This is a genomic window from Pseudomonas sp. FP2335 (genome assembly GCF_030687535.1).
GTDB lineage: Bacteria > Pseudomonadota > Gammaproteobacteria > Pseudomonadales > Pseudomonadaceae > Aquipseudomonas.
Map to the genome: position 1 here is coordinate 2,436,487 of NZ_CP117437.1, position 15,014 is coordinate 2,451,500.

Genomic DNA, 15,014 nt, shown 5'->3' on the forward strand with positions numbered 1-15,014 from the left:
ATCACCCCATGTTGAAAAAAACCGCGCTTTCCCTGGCAGTGTTGCTCGCTTCATTCAGCGTGTCGGCCGCCGATGCCTTGCGTGTTGCCGCCGACCCGATTCCCCATGCGCAGATCCTCGAATATGTGCAGAAACTCGACCCGGGCCTGAACCTCAAGATCATCGAGATTCCCAGCGGCGTGAACTCCAACGAGCTGCTCGCCCACGGTGATGTGGACGCCAATTACTTCCAGCACTTGCCGTACCTCAATTCCCAGGAGCAGGCGCTCGGCCAGAAATTCAGCGTCGCGGCCACTGTGCATATCGAGCCGTTGGGCATTTATTCGCGGCGTCACAACAGCTTCGCTCAAGTGCCGGACAAGGGCACCGTCGCCGTGCCGAACAACGTCACCAACCTCAGCCGCGCGCTGTACCTGCTGCAAGCCAATGGCCTGATCAAGCTCAAACCGGGTTTCAACGATGCGGCCAAGGACCAGGCCACGCCGAAAGACATCGCCGAGAACCCCAAGCACCTGAAGATCCTGGAGATCGAATCACCGCAAATCCCCCGTGCGCTGGACGATGTGGACCTGGCGGTGATCAACGGCAACTTCGCCCTTGAAGCCGGCCTGGAACCGGCCAAGGACGCGCTGGGCCTGGAAGCGGCCAAGGGCAACCCCTACGCCAACATCCTGGTGACTACGCCGAAACTGGCCAAAGACCCGCGCATCGAGCAGTTGGCCAAGGACTTGCGTTCGCCCCAGGTGGCCAAGTTCATTACCGAGAAATACGCCGGTTCGGTGATCCCGGTGGCGGCCGAATGATCGTTGTCGACGGCGTCAGCAAAACCTACGCCGACGGCCAGCCGGCGGCGCTGGATAACGTGTCGTTGCAGATTGCCGACGGTTCGATCTTCGGTATCGTCGGGCGCAGCGGCGCGGGCAAGAGCACCTTGCTGCGTTGCCTGAACCTGTTGGAACGGCCGAGCGCCGGGCGCATCCTGATGGATGGCCAAGACCTCACCCAACTCACGGGCAAGGCGCTGCGTGCGCAACGCCAGCGCATCGGCATGATCTTCCAGGGCTTCAACCTGCTGCATTCGCGCAACGTCGCGGATAACGTCGCGGTGCCGCTGGAGATCGGCAATGTGCCCAAGCCCGAGCGCGCGGCGCGGGTCGCCGAGTTGTTGGCGTTGGTGGGTTTGAGCGACAAGGCCCAGGCGTTTCCTTCGCAGCTCTCCGGCGGGCAGAAACAGCGCGTCGGCATTGCCCGTGCATTGGCGGCGCGCCCGGCGTATCTGTTGTCGGACGAGGCCACCAGCGCCCTGGACCCGGAAACCACCGCATCGATCCTTGAGTTGCTGCGTGACATCAATCGGCAACTTGGCGTGACCATCGTGCTCATTACCCATGAGCTGGAGGTGGTCAAGGCGATCTGCGACAGCGCGGTGTCCCTGGCCGATGGCCGCGTCGTGGAAAGCGGCACGCTGCTGCAACTGCAGGCCGACCCCGCGTCGCGCCTTGGTCGTTCGCTGGCGCCGAGCCTGCAAGTGGCGAGGGCGGTATGAAGACCGATTGGAATGACATCCTGCAATTGCTGCTCAATGCCACCGGCGAAACCCTGTACATGGTGCTATTGGCCGGGTTGTTTACCTTGTTGATCGGCCTGCCCCTGGGCGTATTGCTGTTTATCAGCCGTCGCGATGGCCTGCTGCCGTTGCCGCGCCTCAATCGTGCGCTGGGCGCGGTGATCAACCTCGGGCGCTCGTTGCCGTTCGTGGTGATGCTGATTGCGTTGATCCCGCTGACACGGCTGATCGTCGGCACGACCTTGGGCAGCACGGCGGCGGTGGTGCCTATCACTATTGGGGCCTTTCCGTTTTTTGCACGCATCGTCGAAACCGCGTTGGACGAAGTGGACAAGGGCCGCATCGAAGCCATCGTGGCCATGGGGGGTGACATCCGCCATGTGATTTTCAAGGTGTTATTGCCCGAAGCCTTGCCGGCGCTGGTGGCCGGCGTGACGTTGACCCTGGTGATGCTGATCGGTTTTTCGTCGATGGCCGGGGTGATCGGCGGCGGCGGGCTGGGGGACTTGGCGATTCGCTACGGTTATCAGCGCTTCAACAACCAGATCATGGTGGTCACGGTGGTTGTGCTGGTGCTGCTGGTGCAGGGCGTGCAAAGCCTGGGGGACCGCTGCGTGCGCTCACTGGCCCATCGTCGCTGAGCCGTCACTGATGCGCCGGTGAAGCCTTGAGCAGCAAGGCCTCGAATACCTGCTGCGCCTGGGGTTCATCGCTGTGGGCCACGTTGAAGCGCATCGAGTCGCGGCGCGTGGGGTCGTAACCGAACAAGGTGCCTGGCGCCAGCACCATGCCCTGTTTCAACGCGTCCTGGGCCAGCAGTTCGCCGTTGACGCCCGGTGGCAGGTGCGCCCAGATAAACATCCCGCCTTCATACGGCGTCGGCAGTTCGCAACCGCAGCGCTTGAGCCATTGCTCGACCCGCGCACCGGCCTCGATCAAGCGTTGTTGCATGCGCTTGCGATGCTTGGCGTAACTGCCTTCGCTGAGCATGCGGTACACCACCTGCTCGAACAGTTCGGACGTTACGCCGCCGCTCATCAACTTCATATTGGTCAGGTTGGCCGCCAGTTGCGGCGCCGCCACCACATAGCTGACGCGCGTGTTGGCGCTGAGGATCTTGGAAAACCCCGACAGGTAGGTGACCTGCTCCAGCCCGGCCAGTGCGGCCAGGTGCGGTGGCGGGTTGGGATGCAGGTCGCCGTAGAGATCATCCTCGACGATATGGCAGTGGTACTGCCGGGTCAGTTGCAACAGCCGGAACGCCTGGCTCGGGCTGAAGGAGTGGCCGGTGGGGTTGTGCAGCACGCTGGTGGTCAGGTACAGGCTGGGGCGGTGTTCGGCCAGCAGCTGTTCGAGGGCGCTGAAGTCGAAGCCGTCGGGGCGCCGTTCGATTGTCAGCACCTTGACCCCATGCAGTGCCAGGTTGGCGTGGAAGTTGAAGTAGCACGGCGCGTCCAGCAGCACCGTGTCGCCAGGGCGTGCGAGCAGGCGCATGAGCATGTCCAGGCCTTGCACAGTGTTGGGCGTGGTGATGATTTGCTCCACCGGCACCGACACGCCTTCACCGTGGAGCTTTTGCTGCAAGGCCTGGCGCAACGGTAACAGCCCGGCCGGGGTGCCCATCCCGGCGATGCGCAACGCCGGTGCACGCACCACGCTGCGCAGGGTCTGGCGGATGGCCTCGGTGTCCAGCCAGGCTTCTGGCAAGTGGCCGCCGCCGGGGCGCAGTTCGCCATAGACCGTAGCCAGGGGACGGCGCAGCACGCTGAGCAGGTCCTGGGGCAGCAACTCGACCCAGGTCGACGAGGCGGGGCGGGTGCTGTCCACCGCGACGAAATAGCCACGGCCTTGACGGGAGGTCAGCAGGTTGCGTCCGCGCAGGCGATCGAGCGCTTCATTGAGGGTGAACTTGCTGACGCCCAGGGTCTGGCTCAGCTCGCGCACCGACGGCAACGGGCTGCCCGGTGCCCATTCACCGTTCGCGATAGCCTGGCTGAACGTCTCGACGATCTGTTGCACTTTGGGCGTGCCCGGCACAAAAGCGATGGCGGATACCAACATGCAGCTTCCTTATCTTTGCTGGTGATTTTACCGGTAAAGTCCGGGCGGATTAGGCCTGACTTTACCTGCCCTGCGCAACGCCGCTTGCCTAGACTGCAAGCCTTCTCCTCCAGGGCTGACCGCCATGACCAGCGCATTGACGCTTTCTTCGTTTGTCTATTTCCTGCTGTTTTGCGCGACCCTGACCTTCAGTCCCGGCCCCATGACCCTGCTGCTGTTGAGCCTGGGCCTGCGCGACGGCCTGCGCCGATCACTCCCGGCGCAGCTTGGCGCCAGCGTGTCGTACCTGATTTCGATCCTGATCTTTGCCGTGGGCTTTTCGGAACTGATCAAGGGCAACGTGGCGATTACCCAGGGCATCCAGTTGGTCGGCGTGGCCTATATCCTGTACCTGGCGTACAAACAGTGGACCAGCAGTGGCGTGTCGCTGGATAAGGCCGGCGCCGTGGAAGGTGCCCGCAGTCTGTTCGGCAAGGGCCTGCTGACCGGGTTTTCCAACCCCAAGGCGATCATCATGTTCAGCGCCGTATTCCCACAGTTTGCCGGGGCAGGGGAGCACAGTTCGGCGTCGGACATCGCCATCCTCGGGCTGACCTTCCTGTTGCTGCAATTTGCCAGTGGCTGCCTGTATTGCTACTTCGGGCAGCGCATCAAGCATGTCCTCGAAAACCCCAAGCGGCGTGTGTTGCTGCAACGGGTCACCGCCGTGGTGCTGCTGGGCGTCGCATTGATGCTGGCGCGGGGCTTTTCCCACTGACTGCGGCGAGCTTATAAGGGGTGGTGGCGATTTGCCGTTACCCTGTTAGACTCCGAGCAATACTTCAGGATTGCACCTCACCATGGCAGCCGTCGGAGGAAAGGGACTTCCGCTCGCTTCGCGCTTGTATAAATCCCGCACCCTGGGGCTGACGCTCGGCTTTGTGTGCGTGGCGTTTGCGATGTACCCCCTGGACCCGCACCCGTGGGTATGGGCGCTGATGCTGGTAAACGCCTTCGTCTGGCCGCACCTGGCGTTTCTGCTCTCGCGACGTGCCGAGCATGCCCTGGGCAGCGAACGCCGCAACTTGCTTATCGACTCCTTTTGCGGCGGGTTCTGGGTCGGTGCCATGCATTTCAACCCGCTGCCAGCGGTGACCAGCCTGTCAATGATGACCATGAACAATGTCGCCATCGGCGGCGCACGCTTCATGCTGGCTGGTTGGGCCGCCCAAAGCCTCGGCATCGGCACAGCGCTGCTGCTATTCACCCCGGCGTTCATCGGCGTGACGACCCAGGCCCAACTCTACGCCTGCTTGCCGCTGCTGATGCTCTACCCCATGGCACTGGGCTGGATCTGCTACCGCCAGGCCGCCACCCTGGCCCGGCACAAACGCGAACTGCTGGCCCTGAGCCGTACCGACAGCCTGTCCGGCCTGCTCAACCACGGCGCCTGGAAAGACCAGCTGGAAATCGAATTCCAACGCTGCCGCCGCAACCAGACCGGCGGCGCCATTGCGCTGATCGACATCGACCACTTCAAGACCATCAACGACACCTACGGCCACGTTACCGGCGACATCGTCCTGCGCCAACTGAGCAAAGTCCTGCGCCAGAACCTGCGCGCCACTGACCTGGCGGGGCGCTACGGCGGCGACGAATTCTGCGTGATCCTGCCAGGCATGCCCCTCAACCTTGCGACGGAAGTGATGGACGCCTTGCGTGATCGGTTCAACGCGCTGGCCTATGCGCAGGACCCGACATTGCGGGCCAGCTTGAGCATCGGCTTGGCGCCGTACCAATCGACGCACGCGGATTCAATCAGTTGGCTGAGTGATGCTGACCTGGCGTTGTACGAAGCCAAGAGCAGCGGGCGTAATCGCGTCAGCTCAGTACAAGTAAGTTGGTTGCGGTCCCTGTAGTGAGCGAGCTTGCTCGCGCCGGGCTGCGAAGCAGCCCCAACAAGCACGACCCGGACCTGATTGAAAAACGCGTTGCCTGGGGTGGGGCCGCTGCGCGGCCCGGCGCGAGCAAGCTCGCTCACTACAGGGTTTGGTGGTTTTACCAGGTTGATGGGTCTTCTTGGCTGGCTTTTTGGAGGTCATCTTTCCAGACTTTGTTGGCGAGTCGGTAGATGTCGGCGAAGAAGCCTCGGGGGTCGGCTATTTCGGTTTCGTCCCAGGCCATTGTTTCGTACTTGTCGTGATCGCTTTCGAATTCTTTGGCGAAGTCAAAATTTGGATCATTCAGTGCATCCCTGAGTGCGGACATCAATACAAATCGGTGCCTGTAAGAGAGGTACATAAGGTCGCGAAGCACAAAGGAAATTATTATTTTTTCTCTGTCTTCTTCATTGTTTTGGTCGTACTTCCATAGCTCCCTGCCGATTGTATTTTCAAGGTCGTATATCGATAAGGCTCCTAAAACGTGGGAGATATTTGGGATGTAAGGCGCATCCATAAATGGGCACTTCAGCATTGCATCCTCACTTAGGAAAAGCTGTAAATGGTCGGGTTTGGTTGTTTCTATCAAATCGGATCTCTGCTTTGTCCATATTTTCCACGTACGTTGGGTTGTTTATATTTCTATTGTTAGGTTTGTAGCCTCTTCCTGCACCGGGTAGTTCGACCACTACCACGGGGTTACCGCGCGCATCAAACCCTGTTGGTGATATTGAGCTATCCTTCATTCTTCCCATTGCCTTGTTTATAGCGTGAAGCTGCATTTTCCAAGTTTTAAATTGTGAGCTTGAGCTGATCCGTTCGAGTTCGCCAGTTGTTGGGTTTGTACCGTCGATAGAACGTTGTCTCAACGTGTGATTTGGTATGTCTGGACTATGTTTTTCTGCTGTGTGCATGTTGTAATTCGTCTCAAATTCCAGAACTTTTTTCTTTGCATTTTTTCTGTTAGTTCATCTATTTTCGCCCGTCGCTCAGTTCGCGTCAGCTGAGGTAAAGCGGGCTCACCTTCATTAACGTTAGGCTTGGGAGCGGCAACGGAAGCATTGGGCTTACAATTGTCACCAGGGCAATTGCTTAGCCCTAACGGATACACCCACCCCGTAGGATTGGGCACATACCGATACCCATTAATCCCACCCGCCAGCTTCACCGGGTCCGGCGTCAGATAACGCCCAATATCCGGATTGTAGTAGCGATGCCGGTTGTAGTGCAGCCCGCTTTCTGCGTCGAAATATTGGCCCTGAAAACGCAGCGGGTTATCGATTGTTCCCACGTCGAGACGGGCTATTTCACCGTAGGCGCGGTAGTGCGCAGACCAGACGATTTCGCCGTCGGGGTTTGTCAGTTCCTGGGGTGTTCCAAGGTGGTCCAGTTGGTAGTGGTAGGGTTTGGTGTCGTTGGGACCGAAACCTTCCAGCAGTGCCAGCGGGCGAAAGCTGTCCGGTTCGTAGAGGTAGCTGCGATGCCGTTCCGCGTGGTGTTCGGCGATCAGTTTGTCGCCTTGCCAGAAGAACTCCGTCGTCACGCCTTCAACGGTTTTGCTGATGCGTCGGCCAAACGGGTCGTAGCGGTAGCTGGCGCTTTGACCGTTGGCGGTGGTGACGCTGATTAATCGATGCTGACAGTCGTAGCGATACTCGGTGACAAGCTGCTGCCCCTTGCCGCGACGCTCACGGATCAGGTTGCCAAACGCGTCATAGTCGTAATGCCGATCCCCCTGGATCATCAACCGATTGCCCGCCACCACGTCCGGGCCGGTGCGGTTTTGCATGAGCAGGTTGCCGGCCGGGTCGTGTACGAAACGTTCCTGGTGGTCCTGGGAATGGTCGGCGCGGGTGAGGCGATTGAGTGGGTCGTAGCTGTAGTGGTGTTCGCCTTTGCGGGTGTCGAGGACGCGGTTCAGGTTGCCGGATTTGTCGTAGTCGTACTGCCGCCGGTAGAGGTGGTTCTGCTGTTGGGTGACAGTGTGGGCATGCAGCCGTTGCTGATCCGCCAGTACCGCATGCCCACCTACGTCAATGATTACCACGGCTACCTGATCGAGGCCGCTGCCGGGTTACTGGACAACGCCAGCCCGGAAGAGCGTATTCGCCTGGAGGCGGAGGACGAGACGGGGTATCGCGTCGGCCATGTGGAGAAGATCTATGCGGCGTTCATGAGCCCGGGGTCGGTGACGGAGCGGATTCACTTCTTTTTCGGTGAGTATCAACCGGCCGATCAAGTGGGGGCAGGCGGTGGATTGGAGGCGGAGGGCGAGGATATTGAGGTGCTGGAGTTGGGGTTTGAGCAGGCGCTGGGGATGGTGCAGAGTGGGGATATTGTGGATGGGAAGACGATTATGTTGTTGCAGCATCTGGAGTTGCGGGTGTTGAAGGAGGGGGGGGAGTCGGATGAATGGGCGGACTTTGAATCGGTGATTTCTTGCCCCACGGATTGCGCTTTTTGGTGAGTTCAAGCTGTGGGGGGGCTTGTTGGTGAAGGTTATAGTACTCAGATATTTGTTGGATATAGGTTTGCACGGGTAACTCTTATTTCAATAAAACCCGATTTTTGAGTGATTGGTTCGCTTAGTTCAATGAAGATTAATGAGTCCTCTAGTTTGAGTGCCACCCATTCTTCGTCTGTGTTTTGGGCCATTTCAGCCGTTATATGGGTCGCGCCATTGATGATGGCGATATGTGGTGATTTGCGAGGTGATGCTGTGAGGTTTTCCCCCCAGGAAAAAAGCTCATCCAGATCGAACTCGACATCCAATTCCTTGCCCGCTATGGGCTGAATGCCGATCCATGCGGCGGTGCCACTTCCAGCGGATGAGAGGAAGCTCACATGGATAGTGTTCTTGATGGAGCGGACTTCGGTGACACGTATTTTCATTTTGTTTTTCGATAGTGGATTTTTTCGGTCTTGCTGGCAGTGTTGCTTTTTGGGTTGGGATAGCAAGGTCCGCATTGTATTTGCAGTATTTATATTTTTTGGGTTCTGTTTATGTAGTGGTGAACGTCCTTGATGTTTATTTTTTTAAATAAGCTTTCTATTGTGTCTAGTATAACTATATTTTTCTTCGTTGCCTGGTATATGAACTGGGCGGCGGCATGTGTTTCTGAATCGTAAAATCTACATAGCAAGTTGTCAGTCGACGACGCTAGGAATGTGCTTATGTTGTCGGGTGTGATTTGACTTTCAAATATTGTCATTTGAGACCAGAGTTCATGTATTTCATGAGTGTTTTTTTGAATTAGCAGAAGTACGTCGTGGGAACCTTCAAATGCTAGGTTTTCTATCTCTCTTGGGTTGCTTGGTCGGTTTTTGATTGTGGAATAGATGTTGGTTTTTTCGTTTTTCTTGCACAGGTCTCCGGCTTAAAGTGTTTTTGTTGCGTTTTTTATGAATAGATATTCTTCGGTTCTTGAGTTGAAGGTGGCAGTCGTTGATGAACGCCACTCTCTTTTGAAGGGCCATTCTGATGAAAGGTTTTCCATTATGTTGCACCATGACGTCCAGACGCTTTGAAAGTCATGGTCTATTAATGTCGTAGTGGTGAAACGGGTGTCTTGGGTTGGCTGTATGCTTTCCCAAGGTCTTACTCCGATTTCGTTTATATATACGGTGCTCATTTTCTATCTCTTGAAGTGTGTGTGAGTCGTTGATAGTCTTCAAAGGGTTCTTGATTCTGCTGTATTTTCGGTAATGGAATATGATCCGTGATATGGCGGCTCTGATCACCAATAAGCTCCCGGTAGACTCGGGCAGGCAATGGGGTGCACCAAGTACAGGCGTCTAGCCAGGGAGGGCTACTACATTGCTCGAGCCGCGAGAGTTCTGCTCTTCAGCGGCATATAGTGTTTGCGAAGTCTAGGTGTCCTTCAAATGAGATGCAGGCAATCCAAGCTAATGAGTTCTGCAAAATGTAAGTGTGTTGAGGTGATTCAGAAAAAATCCTGAGTGTTTGGTCTATGTGTTCAACGTTTACTAAATAAGCATCGTCACAAACTGAGTCGCCGATAAATATAAGTTCGCCGTCGGCGACTGCGTTAATTTTGTCGGCAAACATAGAAAGCGCCGCGCTTGATGAGGTTGATCCAAAACTGATGCTGTTTTCCAAGGAGCTCCAAGCAATTTGGCTTCCAGTAAAAGGGATGTGTTCATTTATTTTCCTGATTATTGCAGAGTGCTCAGTTTTGGAGAGAGTGCTGGAGTTTATATTAGATTTTTTTAGGTCTGCGATCAGTTCTTCGTCTAAATAGCTCATTGAGGAATACCCACTCGTGATCGGCTGACGGGCAATAGTAGTAGTGAGCGAGCTTGCTCGCGCTGGGCTGCGAAGCGGTCCCAACAAGGACGACCCGGACCTGACTGAAAAAATGCGTTGCCTGGGGTGGGGCCGCTGCGCGACCCAGCTCGCTCGCCACAGGTTTTTGGGGACTAGGAAGGTTTAAATCTCCACAGCACTGTAGCCGCCAGCAACCACTATAAATATCACCTCTCCACCGTTGCTTGATGTGAAGCAGTAGCTGATTCCTGTCTCACCTAGCTCCAGCCGTTCTGCCTCTTTGGAAAGAAACGAAGTTTTCTCTTCGTACATATCGCATATTTCTGCGCCAACAGCGCTCACACCTTGAAATGCGATGAGACCTTCAAAAGTTATCAGCCATGATTTTTCTTGCCAGTCTGTGAACTCCAACAAGAGGGTATTTCGGTTGCAGGTTATTTTTTCAATTGTTCCATCAGAGACGGGGAATTTTGTCATGTCAGATTCCTGGGTGTCGTTCGCCCGGCAAGAAGCCTGTCCCGTGTTCGGGGTCATAATTTTCGGGTTTTACCTTCAATAACAGTTTTTGTTTTTCAGCCTGCTTCCAACTCAAATTATTCGGTTTGAGTACTATGTGGTAGTGCTCTCCATGATGTCTTGGCGCATAGGGGCCTTTATCTCCTGGATGGCTTTCAAACCTTATTCGAGTATCGCTGTTGGGTCTCCATTCCATTCTTTGAGTATCGTGCTTCGTCTTGGAGACTCTAGGGACTACGCCCAAGACAGTTGTTAAATCATTCGGATCACTTGGGAACCGTTGGTGTGCAGCCGGTAGAGGTGGTGCACCCTCATCGACTTTTTGTTGTCGTGCAGGATTTTCATCTCCGAGTAATTGCGTGCACCTTTTTCCACCCGGACATGTACTCAACCCCAGTGGGTCAACCAACCCCGTAGGGTTAGGCACATACCGATACCCATTGATCCCACCCGCCAACTTCACCGGGTCCGGCGTCAGATAACGCCCAATATCCGGATTGTAGTAGCGATGCCGATTGTAGTGCAGCCCGCTTTCCCGATCGAAATATTGGCCTTGAAAACGCAGCGGGTTATCGATTGTTCCCACGTCGAGACGGGCTATTTCACCGTAGGCACGGTAGTGCGCAGACCAGACGATTTCGCCGTCGGGGTTTGTCAGTTCCTGGGGTGTTCCAAGGTGATCCAGTTGGTAATGGTAGGGTTTGGTGTCGTTAGGGCCGAAACCTTCCAGCAGTGCCAGCGGGCGAAAGCTGTCCGGTTCGTAGAGGTAGCTGCGATGCCGCTCCGCATGGTGTTCGGCGATCAGTTTGTCGCCTTGCCAGAAGAACTCCGTCGTGACGCCTTCAACGGTTTTGCTGATGCGCCGGCCAAAGGGGTCGTAGCGGTAGCTGGCGCTTTGCCCGTTGGGGGCTGTGACGCTGATTAATCGATGCTGACAGTCGTAGCGATACTCGGTGACAAGCTGCTGCCCCTTGCCGCGACGCTCACGGATCAGGTTGCCAAACGCGTCATAGTCGTAATGCCGATCCCCCTGGATCATCAACCGATTGCCCGCCACCACGTCCGGGCCGGTGCGGTTTTGCATGAGCAGGTTGCCGGCCGGGTCGTGTACGAAACGTTCCTGGTGGTCCTGGGAATGGTCGGCGCGGGTGAGGCGATTGAGTGGGTCGTAGCTGTAGTGGTGTTCGCCTTTGCGGGTGTCGAGGACGCGGTTCAGGTTGCCGGATTTGTCGTAGTCGTACTGCCGCCGGTAGAGGTGGTTTTGCTGTTGGGTGACGGTGTGGGCATGCAGCCGTTGCTGGTCGTCGTAGTGGTAGTGACTTAGCAGTTGGCCTTGCTGGCGTTGACGTTCCTGGCCGGATTTGAACAGGTGTGAGGTTAGGGTTTCGCCATTCAACTCGACGGTGGCGAGGTGTCCCCCCTTGGCACGGTTGAACACCACCCGGTTGTTGTCCGGCAGGCGCAGTTGGTGCAAGTGGCCGCAGGCATCGTAGGCATAGCGCAAGGTGCCCCAGCCTTGGTGTTCGGCAGTGAGTCGGTTTTGTGCGTCGTACTCGTAGGCCAGTGCCCAATGCCCGTCGTCGACGCTAAGCAGGTTGCCTTGGGGGTCGTAGGCGTAATCCACAACACTGCCGTCGGGCAGGGTTTTTCGTACGAGGCGCCCGGCGAAGTCGCGCTCGTAGCGGGTGATTAGCTGGCTGCCGGCATCGCCGTGTTCGGTCTTTTCTTGCAGGTTGCCGTTGAGGTCGTAGGCATACGTCGTGCGCTGGCCGTCAAAGCCGATTTCCTGCTGGATCAGGCCGTTGGGGTAGTACTGCAACCCATAGGTTTCACCGGCTTCGTTTTCAATCGAGGTCAGCAGCAACCGGGTGTTGTCGTAGCGGTACTTGACCTGGCTGCCATCGGCGTTGATCCGCCGGCTGATCAGGTGCAGGCCATCCGCATATTCATAGCGGGTGACGTGCCCCAGTTCATCGCACTCGGCGGTGACTTTTCCGTAGGCGTTGTAGCTGTATTCGCGGGTGGCGCCGTCCGGCAGTACCACGCGAATCATCCGACCCACGCTGTCCCACTGATACCCGGTCAGCGCGCCATGTTCATCCTCGCGGGAGACCAGGCGGCCTACGTCGTCATAGCGATAGCGCTTGATGCCGTCATTCGGCAACTGTTCCTCAACCCGCTGCCCACGCTCGTTCCACACCAGCCGATGGCAACTGTTATCGGGATACCAAACCCCCGTCAGCTGCCCATGTTGGTTGTAGCAGTAGTCCGTGACATGGCCGTCAGGATCAGTCCGGCGGGTGACATCGCCCTGATCGTTACGCTCGTATTTCCAGACCGCGTCGCCACGCCGGACTACCCGTACGAAGCCGTTGTCATGCTCGTAGGACGTCGGTTGATCATCCCCGGGAAACACCGCGACCAGGCGTCCGGCGTCGTCATATTGATAGGCCGTCACCGCGCCGAGCGGGTCTTGCTCGACTGTCAGGCGTCCTTTGTCGTCGTAGGATTTGTAGTGAGTTGCACCCTCCGGATCGACCCGCTGCACCAGCCGTGCACGCCCGTCGTGGACGTAAACCTCCTGGCTGCCATCGGCGTTGAACAGCGTGACGCGGCCGTCGTCGTCCCAGGCATAGCGCGTGTCCATCTGGGAAAAGCTCGCCCAATGCCGGACACAGCGCGCCGCCTTGCCGGAACGTTCCCACGCCCAGAAGAAACTCGCCCCACCGGCCAGGCCACGTTCAACAATCACGTGGTTGTCGTCGTAGCGATACACCTCGCTTTCGCCTACGGCGTTGGTCGCCGAAACCAACCGACCGATGTCGTCATAGGTGTAGGAGACGACGCTGTACTCTGTCGCCCAAACGTAGGGGCCAGCGCCCTCGGCGCGCTGAATCTGGTAGTCCACCGCAACAATGCGGTGCGAGGCGTAGCGCAAAAGCAGCGAACGCCCGACACCGTTGTCCAGCCGCTCGATGCGCCCCAGCACATCCCGGCAAATGCGCAGCCGGTTGTCATACGCATCGCTGATGGCTGTCAGCAAGCCGTCTTGAAAGTGGTAGAAACGTGAGGCCTGGGCCAGTACCAATTCACCAGGTAAATGACCCAAATAAATGGCCGCTTCGGCCAGGCTATTGGTGATCGCGGGCCGAGAGGCCGTCGGCAAGGGCAACAGCGTCGAGCGGTTTTCATGATCGGTCCACACCACCGAATCACCGGAAACCACCAGCCGGTGGGCCAGCGCATGACTCCAGCCAAACCCCAGCCCGCAGTCCATTTCCACGGCACTGGTGCGATACAGCCGCGTCCATTCGAACGACAACACCCCGTCCAGCACACCGTCGGTGAGGGTCAGCAACTCTTCGCCGGTGACCATCGACACCGGGCAGCCATGGGTCGCGGTTTTATCCGCAGCCGCAGCGGCATCGCCGTTGGGGTTCTTGCCCGTGGCGGGCACATCATCGACAGGTTCTTGCCGCACCAACGTCGTGTGCTGCCTGGACTTGCTCCGCACCGCCGTCACCGGGTTGGAAACCAGCTCGGTCCCGGCCTTCAACTGCGCACTCGGCACCCCCGAAATCGGCGTCGCGGGACTGCCCAGCAACACCGGTTTGGCTGCTTCGACATGCGCCTCCAGCTTCGATCCTGCCAACTGCTTGGCCAAAAACTCCAGCCACTGGCGCGCCCGGCCAGACTTGACGTGCCCGAGTACCTGAACACCCAGGCGCACCACAACGCCCATCACACCGGCGACCCGGATCAGCAGCAGGGCGATGAGCACCTCGCTGGTGATTTCGCCCATCAGTTCGCTCATCTCTTGCGGCGGCAGCAGGCGCATCCAACTGACCATCGCCGACAGGTAGATGAACAGCAGCGGTTCATCGCTGAGCACCAGCAAACCCTTGGCAATGCGGTCTTGGCCCAGTGCCAGCAGGTCGTCGAGTTCGGTTTGGGAGAGGTAGTGCAGCAGTTTTTCGCTGTTGGGCTTGAGGTCGGCCAATAGCTCATACAGCTGTGGGATGTTGTCCCACAGGTTGTAAAGCGCCTTGCCCATGCCAGTCAGAAACGCCGTTTCTTCCAGCCGGCGGCGTGCAAGCGGGCTGGCATCCGTGTAGTCCTTCCACTGGGCTTCGAATGTGTTGGCCCACGCTTCGCGCAGGCGCGCTTCCAGGTCGAGGATCACGTCCTGGTAGGACGCATACAGCACCTTGAGGTGATCCTTGGAAATATTGGGGTAGAAACTGAGCCGATACTGCTGGTTGCGCTCACACTCGGTGATTTCGAGGATGCCGCTGGGGCCGATGGTCTTGTGAATCGGCTCGCCCAGTGGGCCGCCGTTGGGATCAACGCGTTGCAGCATCACCGGCGTGTTGCCGATGGGTACGAACCGTGTGCTCTGGAACAGGTGCACCAGGGTCAACGTGCCGTTGGCCTGGCATGTGGCGAGGGTGCTGCTGGGAATGATGGAGCGGTTGACTGGCGCAACCAGCGCCACTTCATCACCGACCTTGAACACCTGCTCGACCTCCAGCGCCGAAAAGCTCCAGAAGCTTTCAGCCCAGTCGTCAAAGGTGTTCAGGCATTTGCGAAAATCGTGTAGGACGGCCTCGACATCGACCGTCTTCGCATCCATTGGGGTCAGGGCCAGCCTGCCAATGGCCGG

12 protein-coding genes and 2 pseudogenes are annotated in these 15,014 nt (G+C 57.7%); 6 read left to right on the plus strand and 8 right to left on the minus strand.

The window, feature by feature from the left end; translation table 11 throughout:
• The first annotated feature begins 8 nt into the window (after positions 1-8).
• The 3 genes from PSH81_RS10870 to PSH81_RS10880 are packed head-to-tail and all read left to right on the plus strand — an operon-like array spanning position 9 to position 2,208.
• A complete protein-coding gene (locus PSH81_RS10870) occupies positions 9-803 on the plus strand; it encodes a MetQ/NlpA family ABC transporter substrate-binding protein (protein ID WP_192301147.1) in 795 nt (264 codons plus the stop codon).
• A complete protein-coding gene (locus tag PSH81_RS10875) occupies positions 800-1,546 on the plus strand; it encodes a methionine ABC transporter ATP-binding protein (RefSeq protein ID WP_226457823.1) in 747 nt (248 codons plus the stop codon). Before PSH81_RS10870 ends, PSH81_RS10875 begins: the two co-directional genes overlap by 4 nt.
• The gene (locus PSH81_RS10880; RefSeq protein ID WP_226457822.1) at positions 1,543-2,208 is read left to right on the plus strand and encodes a methionine ABC transporter permease; all 666 of its coding nucleotides are present in this window, start codon (positions 1,543-1,545) and stop codon (positions 2,206-2,208) included. The genes PSH81_RS10875 and PSH81_RS10880 overlap by 4 nt, the downstream gene beginning before the upstream one ends.
• Before the next feature lie 4 nt (positions 2,209-2,212).
• Here PSH81_RS10880 and PSH81_RS10885 read toward each other — a convergent pair whose 3' ends face one another.
• Positions 2,213-3,628, minus strand: coding sequence for a PLP-dependent aminotransferase family protein (locus tag PSH81_RS10885; RefSeq protein WP_305392505.1), 1,416 nt, complete (start codon positions 3,626-3,628; stop codon positions 2,213-2,215).
• Positions 3,629-3,752: 124 nt separating this feature from the next.
• Here PSH81_RS10885 and PSH81_RS10890 point away from each other — a divergent pair, with 124 nt between their 5' ends.
• Both PSH81_RS10890 and PSH81_RS10895 read left to right on the plus strand, forming a co-directional pair.
• Positions 3,753-4,385, plus strand: a complete 633-nt coding sequence (locus PSH81_RS10890; RefSeq protein WP_192301151.1) for a LysE family translocator — start codon at positions 3,753-3,755, stop codon at positions 4,383-4,385.
• Positions 4,386-4,467: 82 nt separating this feature from the next.
• Complete coding sequence (locus PSH81_RS10895) at positions 4,468-5,526, plus strand: diguanylate cyclase (protein WP_305392506.1); 1,059 nt, start codon at positions 4,468-4,470, stop codon at positions 5,524-5,526.
• 139 nt (positions 5,527-5,665) lie between these two features.
• On the opposite strand, the gene PSH81_RS10900 is transcribed toward PSH81_RS10895, so the two are convergent.
• The 3 genes and pseudogenes from PSH81_RS10900 to PSH81_RS10910 all read right to left on the minus strand — a co-directional run.
• Entirely contained in the window at positions 5,666-6,064 is a 399-nt protein-coding gene (locus PSH81_RS10900; protein ID WP_305392507.1) for a hypothetical protein, read from the minus strand.
• A 25-nt stretch (positions 6,065-6,089) separates the two neighbouring features.
• A complete protein-coding gene (locus PSH81_RS10905) occupies positions 6,090-6,461 on the minus strand; it encodes a hypothetical protein (RefSeq protein WP_305392508.1) in 372 nt (123 codons plus the stop codon).
• Between the two features lie 142 nt (positions 6,462-6,603).
• Positions 6,604-7,555: pseudogene (locus PSH81_RS10910) on the minus strand (RHS repeat domain-containing protein); the annotation flags it as partial.
• Between PSH81_RS10910 and PSH81_RS10915 the strand changes: the two are divergent.
• A pseudogene (locus PSH81_RS10915) lies at positions 7,547-7,945 on the plus strand (GDP-mannose pyrophosphatase); the annotation flags it as partial. The pseudogenes PSH81_RS10910 and PSH81_RS10915 overlap by 9 nt on opposite strands.
• Before the next feature lie 110 nt (positions 7,946-8,055).
• Here PSH81_RS10915 and PSH81_RS10920 read toward each other — a convergent pair.
• The 4 genes from PSH81_RS10920 to PSH81_RS10935 form a co-directional block, all read right to left on the minus strand.
• The gene (locus tag PSH81_RS10920; protein ID WP_226457844.1) at positions 8,056-8,439 is read right to left on the minus strand and encodes a hypothetical protein; all 384 of its coding nucleotides are present in this window, start codon (positions 8,437-8,439) and stop codon (positions 8,056-8,058) included.
• 952 nt (positions 8,440-9,391) lie between these two features.
• Positions 9,392-9,814, minus strand: coding sequence for a hypothetical protein (locus PSH81_RS10925; protein ID WP_305392509.1), 423 nt, complete (start codon positions 9,812-9,814; stop codon positions 9,392-9,394).
• 183 nt (positions 9,815-9,997) lie between these two features.
• Positions 9,998-10,312: a hypothetical protein gene (locus tag PSH81_RS10930; protein WP_305392510.1), complete on the minus strand. Its 315-nt coding sequence runs from the start codon at positions 10,310-10,312 to the stop codon at positions 9,998-10,000.
• Position 10,313: 1 nt separating this feature from the next.
• Positions 10,314-14,984, minus strand: coding sequence for an RHS repeat-associated core domain-containing protein (locus PSH81_RS10935; protein ID WP_305392766.1), 4,671 nt, complete (start codon positions 14,982-14,984; stop codon positions 10,314-10,316).
• Positions 14,985-15,014: the final 30 nt, after the last annotated feature.

What these genes read in the sequence shown, in the direction of transcription:
- PSH81_RS10870 (WP_192301147.1), top strand. Translation starts at nt 9, where the DNA reads ATGTTGAAAAAAACCGCGCTTTCCCTGGCAGTGTTGCTCGCTTCATTC.
- PSH81_RS10875 (WP_226457823.1), top strand. Translation starts at nt 800, where the DNA reads ATGATCGTTGTCGACGGCGTCAGCAAAACCTACGCCGACGGCCAGCCG.
- PSH81_RS10880 (WP_226457822.1), top strand. Translation starts at nt 1,543, where the DNA reads ATGAAGACCGATTGGAATGACATCCTGCAATTGCTGCTCAATGCCACC.
- PSH81_RS10885 (WP_305392505.1), bottom strand. Translation starts at nt 3,628, where the DNA reads ATGTTGGTATCCGCCATCGCTTTTGTGCCGGGCACGCCCAAAGTGCAA.
- PSH81_RS10890 (WP_192301151.1), top strand. Translation starts at nt 3,753, where the DNA reads ATGACCAGCGCATTGACGCTTTCTTCGTTTGTCTATTTCCTGCTGTTT.
- PSH81_RS10895 (WP_305392506.1), top strand. Translation starts at nt 4,468, where the DNA reads ATGGCAGCCGTCGGAGGAAAGGGACTTCCGCTCGCTTCGCGCTTGTAT.
- PSH81_RS10900 (WP_305392507.1), bottom strand. Translation starts at nt 6,064, where the DNA reads ATGGATGCGCCTTACATCCCAAATATCTCCCACGTTTTAGGAGCCTTA.
- PSH81_RS10905 (WP_305392508.1), bottom strand. Translation starts at nt 6,461, where the DNA reads ATGCACACAGCAGAAAAACATAGTCCAGACATACCAAATCACACGTTG.
- PSH81_RS10920 (WP_226457844.1), bottom strand. Translation starts at nt 8,439, where the DNA reads ATGAAAATACGTGTCACCGAAGTCCGCTCCATCAAGAACACTATCCAT.
- PSH81_RS10925 (WP_305392509.1), bottom strand. Translation starts at nt 9,814, where the DNA reads ATGAGCTATTTAGACGAAGAACTGATCGCAGACCTAAAAAAATCTAAT.
- PSH81_RS10930 (WP_305392510.1), bottom strand. Translation starts at nt 10,312, where the DNA reads ATGACAAAATTCCCCGTCTCTGATGGAACAATTGAAAAAATAACCTGC.
- PSH81_RS10935 (WP_305392766.1), bottom strand. Translation starts at nt 14,984, where the DNA reads ATGGATGCGAAGACGGTCGATGTCGAGGCCGTCCTACACGATTTTCGC.